6 protein-coding genes are annotated in these 7,705 nt (G+C 62.0%); 4 read left to right on the top strand and 2 right to left on the bottom strand.

Features of this window, described 5'->3' with window-relative positions:
* Window positions 1-78 precede the first annotated feature (78 nt).
* Window positions 79-1,497 (bottom strand): allantoinase PuuE, encoded by a 1,419-nt coding sequence (gene puuE, locus ABW043_RS04105; RefSeq protein ID WP_353919963.1) that lies wholly within the window; start codon window positions 1,495-1,497, stop codon window positions 79-81.
* A 58-nt stretch (window positions 1,498-1,555) separates the two neighbouring features.
* On the bottom strand, window positions 1,556-2,539 hold the full coding sequence (locus ABW043_RS04110) for a LysR family transcriptional regulator (RefSeq protein WP_353919964.1): 984 nt from the start codon (window positions 2,537-2,539) through the stop codon (window positions 1,556-1,558).
* 155 nt (window positions 2,540-2,694) lie between these two features.
* Between ABW043_RS04110 and uraH the strand changes: the two genes are divergently transcribed.
* The 4 genes from uraH to xdhC form a co-directional block, all read left to right on the top strand.
* Complete coding sequence (gene uraH, locus ABW043_RS04115; RefSeq protein WP_291406852.1) at window positions 2,695-3,048, top strand: hydroxyisourate hydrolase; 354 nt, start codon at window positions 2,695-2,697, stop codon at window positions 3,046-3,048.
* A gap of 3 nt (window positions 3,049-3,051) precedes the next feature.
* Window positions 3,052-4,518 (top strand): xanthine dehydrogenase small subunit, encoded by a 1,467-nt coding sequence (gene xdhA / locus ABW043_RS04120; RefSeq protein WP_353919965.1) that lies wholly within the window; start codon window positions 3,052-3,054, stop codon window positions 4,516-4,518.
* Window positions 4,518-6,848, top strand: coding sequence for a xanthine dehydrogenase molybdopterin binding subunit (gene xdhB, locus ABW043_RS04125; RefSeq protein WP_353919966.1), 2,331 nt, complete (start codon window positions 4,518-4,520; stop codon window positions 6,846-6,848). Before xdhA ends, xdhB begins: the two co-directional genes overlap by 1 nt.
* A gap of 115 nt (window positions 6,849-6,963) precedes the next feature.
* Window positions 6,964-7,705, top strand: a 742-nt coding sequence (gene xdhC / locus ABW043_RS04130) for a xanthine dehydrogenase accessory protein XdhC (protein ID WP_353919967.1), incomplete at its 3' end; no start/stop codon positions are given.

The following is a 7,705-nucleotide window of genomic DNA, read 5'->3' on the forward strand; positions in this document are numbered from 1 at the left end:
CGGCAGGTTGATCTGCGGCCGGCCAACTTGTCTTGAGGCAGAGATTCCCGCTTTCGCGGGAATGACGCCGCGGTGGGCTTAGGGCAGCAGTGCCTTGAGCCGGAGCAGGGCGATGCGCTCGACCTGGGCGCAGGCGGTGGCGAACTCTTCCTCGGCGCTGTTGGCGCTCCGCTTCTCGAAGGCTTCGAGAATACCGGCCTTGGTGTTGTCGCGGACGGCGATGATGAAGGGGAAGCCGAATTTCTGCACATAGGCGTTATTGAGCGACGTGAACTTTTCGCGCTCGTCATCGGTCAGGGCGTCGAGGCCGGCCGACGCCTGCTCCGCGGTGGAATCGGCGGTCAGGCGCTTGGCGGCGGCGAGCTTGCCGGCCAGGTCGGGGTGGGCGCGAAGTACGGCGAGGCGTTCTTCGGGCGTGGCGGCGCGGAACTGGGTGCGGAGGGCAAAGTGGAGGCCGACGGCGGTGTCATTGGCGGGGGCGAGTTCACCATCCCAAGCGCGTTCGGCGATCCAGTGGGAATGTTCGAAGATGGAGCCATAGCGGGTGACGAAGTCGGCGCGGTCGAGTTGGCTGGGGATGACTTGTGGCGCCACATAGGGGTGCTGCTCGGCCCAGTGGAGAGCGATGTCGAGACGAGTCGGAACCCAGACTTTGTCGAAAGTCCTGATGTAATCCACGAACTTCTTGAGGCCCTGGAAACGACCTGGCTGACCGACGAGGCGGCAGTGGAGCCCGAGCGACATCATCTTGGGGCTGCCGGCCTGGCCTTCGGCATAGAGGCAATCGAAGGTGTCCTTGAGGAACTGGAAATACTCCTCGCCATTGTCGAAGCCGGGGCCGGTGACGAAGCGCATGTCGTTGGTCGAGAGGCTATAGGGGATGATCAGTTGCGGCTTGCCGTTGATGACCTTCCAATAGGGCAGGTCGTCGTCGTAAGTATCTGAAATGTAAGCGAAGCCGCCGTGATCGGCGACAAGATCGACGGTGTTGAGCGAGGAGCGGCCCGTGTACCAGCCGAGGGGGCGTGAGCCGGTTGCCAGGGTGTGGATACGGATGGCCTCGGCAATCTGGGAGCGCTCTTCTTCGGGCAGCATGTCCTTGTGCTGGACCCACTTGTAGCCATGGGAGGCGATTTCCCAGCCGGCTTCCTGCATGGCAGCGAGCTGTTCGGGCGCGCGCATCAGGGCGGTGGCGACGCCGTATATCGTGACCGGAAGGTCGGCTTCGGTGAAGAGACGGTGCAGGCGCCAGAAACCGGCGCGGGCGCCGTATTCGTACATGGATTCAACATTGGCGTGGCGTTGGCCGGGCCAGGGAGCGGCGCCGAGCACGTCGACGAGAAAGGCTTCGGAGGCAGCGTCGCCGTGGAGGATGTTGTTTTCGCCGCCCTCTTCGTAATTGAGCACGAATTGCACCGCCACGTGGGCGCCGCCTGGCCAGTTCGCATTGGGAATATTGCGGCCATAGCCTTGCATATCGCGGGGGTAGCGGTTCATCGATGTCTCGTTTTTCGAAGGAGTCGGCGTCAACGTAAGCGCAAGTCCGGTGATTGCGCTAGATGGCTCCCGGCAATTGCAGCTCTTCGAAATAGCCCTTGGCGTGATCGAAGAAGATGGCCGGCGCCAGATGCAGCGAGCTGCCGGCACGGACCAGGATGCCGAAGCGATTTGTGGGGAGGCCATTGTCGGTGAGGGGTTTGAAGACCAGACGGCCATCGGCGATTTCGTTTTGCGCGCCGATGGGCGTCATGATCGAAAGGTAATGGCCGCCCAAAGCCAGTTCGACCAGCATGCGGATGGAATTGACTTCCACCATCGGCGGCAGGGTGACGCCCGAGCGGCGGAGGAAGGGTTCGATGACCTCGCGGATGGAGATTTCCGGGCGCGCCACGGCGAGAGCGTGATCGAGGCATTGGTCCATAGTAAGGTTTTGGGCGGATGCCAGCGGGTGGTCGGGTGTCATGATGGCGCCGATATGCACGTCGCGGCGGAAGGCGATGTCGACCTGACGGGGCTGCTTGGCGATGAAGCCGAAACCGATGTCGACCCGCTCTTCGACGAGGCGCTCGACAACCTCGCTGGACGAGACGATCGACACATCGATGGTCAGGCGCGGATAGCGCTGGCCGAAGTCGCTGATGAGGCGGGGCAGGAAGGAGAGGCCGACGCTCTCGACGGTGCCAATGCGAACGACGCCGGCGCGGACGCCGCGGAGGAGTTCGATTTCCGACACCGCGGCTTCCATGGGTGCGGTGAGGCGGCGCGAATGGCGGAAGAGGATTTCGCCGGCGGGGGAGAGGCGCATGCGGCGCTTATCGCGGAGGAAGAGGGTGATGCCGAGGGCATCTTCGAGCTGGGCGACTTGGCGGGTTACCGCTGAGGAAGCGACGTTGAGGCGGCGGGCGGCTTCGCGGATCGACAGATGGGTGGCGACGGCGTTGAAGTAGAGTAGCGAAGGCTGGTGGAAGACGCGGGCGAGGAGGCCTGCGGAAAGCGCGTGTTCGCGGGGGCGGTCGGCGGTAGGGCTCTTGTCGGTCATTGCGGGACTTGCTGTTGCCGTTTCGGCAGCATAGTGCTCCCAATTTGAGAGTATCAAGAGCAGAATCGCGGTTCTATGGTGCTCTTCGGGGAAACGAATTGCGCATGCTGCTCCGAAACGGCCCCACGTTCGGACAGTATGCATAGGAGCAGCATATGGCCGGTGGACGCCTTACCACTCACGTTCTCGATACGATGGCGGGCAAGCCGGCGCGCGGCATGCGCTTGGAACTGCACTTCGTGCATGGCGACCACACGCATCACCTGGGCGACAGCTATACCAATGCCGACGGTCGGGTAGACCAGCCGCTGCTGGCAGACGATCAGTTTCAGCAGGGCGAGTTCGAGATCCGTTTCCATGTCGGGCAGTATTTCGAGCGGATCGGGGTCGAGATCGAGACGCCGTTCCTCGATGTGGTGCCGATCCGTTTCACTATTTCCGAGGACAAGCACTATCACGTGCCGCTGCTCGTGAGCCCCTTCGCTTACTCCACCTATCGGGGGAGCTGAGCCATGGTTGAGGTTACTGATGCCATTCGGTTCCTCCTCAATGGCGAAGAGATTTCCCTCACCAATGTCGCGCCTGACCTGACGCTGCTCGATTGGCTGCGGCTGGAGCGGCGGCTGCGTGGCTCGAAGGAAGGCTGCGCCGAGGGCGATTGCGGGGCTTGCACCGTGCTGGTTGGGCGGCTGTTCGGCGATGAGGTCATTTATGACTCGGTGACGGCGTGCATCCGGTTTGTCGGTAGCCTTCATGGCACGCATGTCGTGACCATCGAGCATTTGCGCGGCGAGAATGGTGCGCTGCATCCGGTGCAACAGGCGATGGTGGACCACCATGGGTCGCAGTGCGGGTTCTGCACGCCCGGTTTTGTGATGAGCCTTTATGGGTTGTGGATGCGCAACCCCAGCCCGACCCGGCCGGCAATCGAGAAGGCGTTGCAGGGCAATCTTTGTCGTTGCACGGGATATGCGCCGATCATTCGCGCGGGCGAGGCGATGGGCACCTACGGGCAGCCGCAGGGCGATGTGCTTTGGGCCGAACGTATTGCGGTCAAGGACACGATCAAGGCGCTGAATGATGGGCGGCGCGTGGTCGTCGGCGAAGGTGATCAGCAGATCATCATCCCGGCCAGCCTCGATGATTTTGCGGCCGTCTATGAGGCCAATCCCAATGCGCGGATCGTTGCCGGCTCGACCGATGTCGGGCTGTGGGTGACGAAGTTCATGCGCAATATCGGGCCGGTGATCTTTATCGGCCATCTGCAGGAATTGAAGCGCATCGCCGAGAATGCCAGCGAAGTGCGGTTCTATGCCGGGGTGTCGTACTCGGAAGCGCTGCCGATCATTCAGGCGAATTTTCCGCAACTGGGCGAGCTCTGGAACCGCATCGCCGGCGAGCAGATCCGCAATATGGGGACGATTGGCGGGAATATCGCCAATGGGTCGCCGATTGGCGATACGCCGCCGCCGTTCATTGCGCTCGGCGCAAAACTGCATCTGCGGCGGGGCGAGCATCGGCGCGAGATCAAGCTCGAAGACTACTTCGTCGCCTATGGCAAGCAGGATCGGCAGCCGGGCGAGTTTGTCGAGAGCGTGACGCTGCCGCTGCTGCCGGCGGGCGAGAAGTTTGCCACCTACAAGATTTCCAAGCGCCGCGAGGAAGACATTTCGGCGCTGTGCGGATCGTTCCGGGTTTTCGTCAACGATGCCGGGACGGTGGGCATGGTGCGCATTGCCTTTGGCGGCATGGCGGCGACGCCGAAGCGGGCCAAGGCAGTTGAGGCCGCGCTGGTTGGCAAACCCTGGACGATGGATACCATCGAGGCGGCGCTGCCGGCCTTTGCGGAAGACTATCAGCCGATCAGCGATATGCGCGCTTCGGCGGAATATCGGCTGCTGACCGCGCAAAATCTCCTAAAGCGCTTCTTCCTCGATATGGCGGGGCAGAGCGTGCGGCTGAAGCGTGAGGTGGCGTGATGAACAAGCATTCTGCGCCGATCAATCTGGCTGTGATGCATACCAATACACGGCACGATAGCGGGCCGAAGCACGTTAGCGGTACGGCCGAATATATCGACGACATGATCGAGCCGGTGGGCACGATGCATGCCTATCTGGGGCTATCGACCAAACCGCATGCCGAGATCGTCGGCATGGATTTTTCCGCGGTGCTTGCGGCGCCAGGTGTCATTGGGGTGCTGACCAACGACGACGTGCCGGGCGAACTCGATATCAGTTCCGCGCATATGCATGATGAGCCGGTTTTTGCCGATGGCGTGGCGCATTTCTGGGGACAGCCGGTTTTTGCGGTGGTCGCTGAAACGCGCGACCAGGCGCGACGTGCGGCGCATCTGGCCAAGATTGAATACAAGGATCTGCCGTTTTTCACCGATGTGCGTTCGGCTCAGTCGGCTGGTGGCAAGCTGGTGACGCCGCCGCTCAAGCTTGAGCGTGGCGATGTGAAGGCGGGGCTGGCCGGAGCGCCGCGTCGGGCCAAGGGCGCCATCACCATTGGCGGGCAGGACCACTTTTATCTCGAAGGGCAAATTGCCCTCGCCATTCCGGGCGAGGACGAGGATGTGACGCTATTCTCGTCCACCCAGCACCCCAGTGAAATCCAGTTGATCGTCGCCCAGGCCCTGGGCATCCGGCACAATGCGGTGACGGTCAATGTGCGCCGTATGGGCGGTGGGTTTGGCGGCAAGGAAACGCAGGGCAATCTCTTTGCCGTGGTGGCAGCGCTGGCGGCGAAGAAATGGAACCGGGCCTGCAAGATCCGCCCCGATCGCGACGACGATATGAGCGCGACCGGCAAGCGGCATGACTTTGTGGTCGACTATGATGTTGGCTATGACGAGACCGGCAAGATCCATGCGGTTGACGCCGTTTATGGCGCGAGGGCGGGGTATTCGTCGGATCTTTCAGGGCCGGTGACGGATCGCGCGCTGTTTCACTGCGACAATGCCTATTGGTATCCGGCGGTGCGGGCACGTTCTGAGCCGCTTTATACCAATACCGTGTCCAATACGGCCTTCCGTGGGTTTGGTGGCCCCCAGGGCATGGTGGGGGCGGAACGCTGGATCGAGGATATTGCCTATGCGCTGGGCAAGGATCCGCTCGATATCCGCAAGGCCAATTTCTATGGCACTGATACCGACAATGTGACGCCCTACCACCAGGTGGTGGAGGACAATATCATCCACCGGATCGTGGACGAGCTGGAAGCGTCGTCGGACTATCAGGCGCGGCGGCAGGCGATTCTCGAATTCAACAGGACCAGTGCGGTGCTCAAGAAGGGCATCTCGCTGACGCCGGTAAAGTTCGGAATCTCCTTCACGGCGACCTGGTACAATCAGGCCGGCGCGCTGGTGCATGTCTACAAGGATGGGTCGATCCATCTTTCTCATGGCGGCACCGAGATGGGGCAGGGGCTCTATATCAAGGTGGCGCAGGTGGTGGCCGACGCGTTCGGGGTGAACCTCGACACCGTCAAGATCATGGCGACGTCCACGGGCAAGGTGCCGAATACGTCGGCGACGGCGGCTTCGTCAGGCTCTGATTTGAACGGCATGGCGGCTTATGATGCCTGCCGGCAGATCAAGGAGCGGTTGCTGGCACACGCGGCCAAGTTGCACCAGGTCGAAGAAAGTGCCTGCGAATGGGTGCAGGGTGGCATTCAGGCGGGGCCGAAGTTCGTCACCTTCGGTGAGCTGGCAACGTCGGCCTATATGAACCGTGTGCAGCTTTCGGCGGCAGGCTTTTACCAGACGCCGAAGATTCACTGGAATCGCGCCACCGGGCAGGGGCATCCGTTTTACTACTTTGCCTATGGCGCTTCGGTGAGTGAAGTGACCATCGATACGTTGACGGGTGAGTACACCGTTGATCGCGTTGATATTTTGCATGACGTGGGCAAGTCGCTGAACCCAGCCATCGATTTGGGTCAGGTGGAAGGCGCCTTTGTGCAGGGCATGGGGTGGCTGACGACGGAAGAGCTGGTTTGGGACGCCAAGGGGCAACTCCGGACGCATGCGCCGTCGACGTACAAGATCCCGCTCGCGAGTGATGTGCCGCCGGTTTTCAATGTGAAGCTGGCTGAGTGGTCGGTGAACAAGGAGCCGACGATTGGGCGCTCCAAGGCCGTGGGCGAGCCGCCGTTTATGTTGGCGATGAGTGTGCCCGAGGCGCTGGGGATGGCGGTGGCGAGCGTGGCGGATTACGCGATTGCGCCGCAGCTCGATATGCCGGTGACGCCGGAGCGGGTGCTGATGGGTGTCGAGCGGTTGAAGAAGGAGGCGCGGGGGTGAGATTGGTGGTTGCGTCTGTAGCACCCCCACCCTCAATCCCTCCCCACAAGGGGGAGGGAGGCGCAAGCTTCAGCCGTCTCGGCTCTATCAATGCCGCTTTTGTGGGGAGGGTTTTGTGACCACTTCCTCCACTCTCGAAACCTTCCTCTCCGCCAACTCCGATGTGATCGCGTGCGAACTGACCTCCGTCCGTGGCTCCTCGCCGCGCGAGGAGGGGACGTTCATGCTTGTCGCGCTGGGTGCGATTTTTGGGACCATCGGGGGTGGGGCGCTCGAATATATGGTCATCGACCATGCGCGGCGGTTGATTGCCGAGGGGCGGGCGGAAGAGGCCATGGATGTGCCGCTGGGGCCGGAAATTGGTCAATGTTGCGGTGGGCGGGTGAAGGTGGGGCTGCGTTATGCCGATGCCGTTATCCGGCGTGACTTGACGGCGCGACTTGAGGCCGAGATGGCGTCTATTCCGCAGGTCTATGTGTTTGGCGCGGGGCATGTGGGGCGGGTGTTGGCGCAGATGCTGGCGCTGCTGCCGGTGCGGATGGAAGTCATCGATACGCGTCAGGATGAGCTTGACCAGTTGCCGCCGGGGATTGCGCATCGGCGGGTTGCCATGCCCGAGGCGGTCGTGCGATCGGCGCCAAAGGGCAGTGCCTTTCTGATCATGACGCATGACCATGCGCTGGATTTTCTTATAGCCGCCGAAGCGCTGAACCGGCTCGATAGTCCCTATGTCGGCATGGTGGGCTCGAAGACCAAGCGCGCAAAATTTGCCAGCTGGTTTGTGGAGCAGGGGGGCGACAGGGCGCTGTTGTCGCGACTGGTGCTACCTATTGGTGCGCAAGGGCTTGGGGATAAAC

The organism is Devosia sp. (assembly GCF_040509215.1).
Taxonomy (GTDB): domain Bacteria; phylum Pseudomonadota; class Alphaproteobacteria; order Rhizobiales; family Devosiaceae; genus Devosia.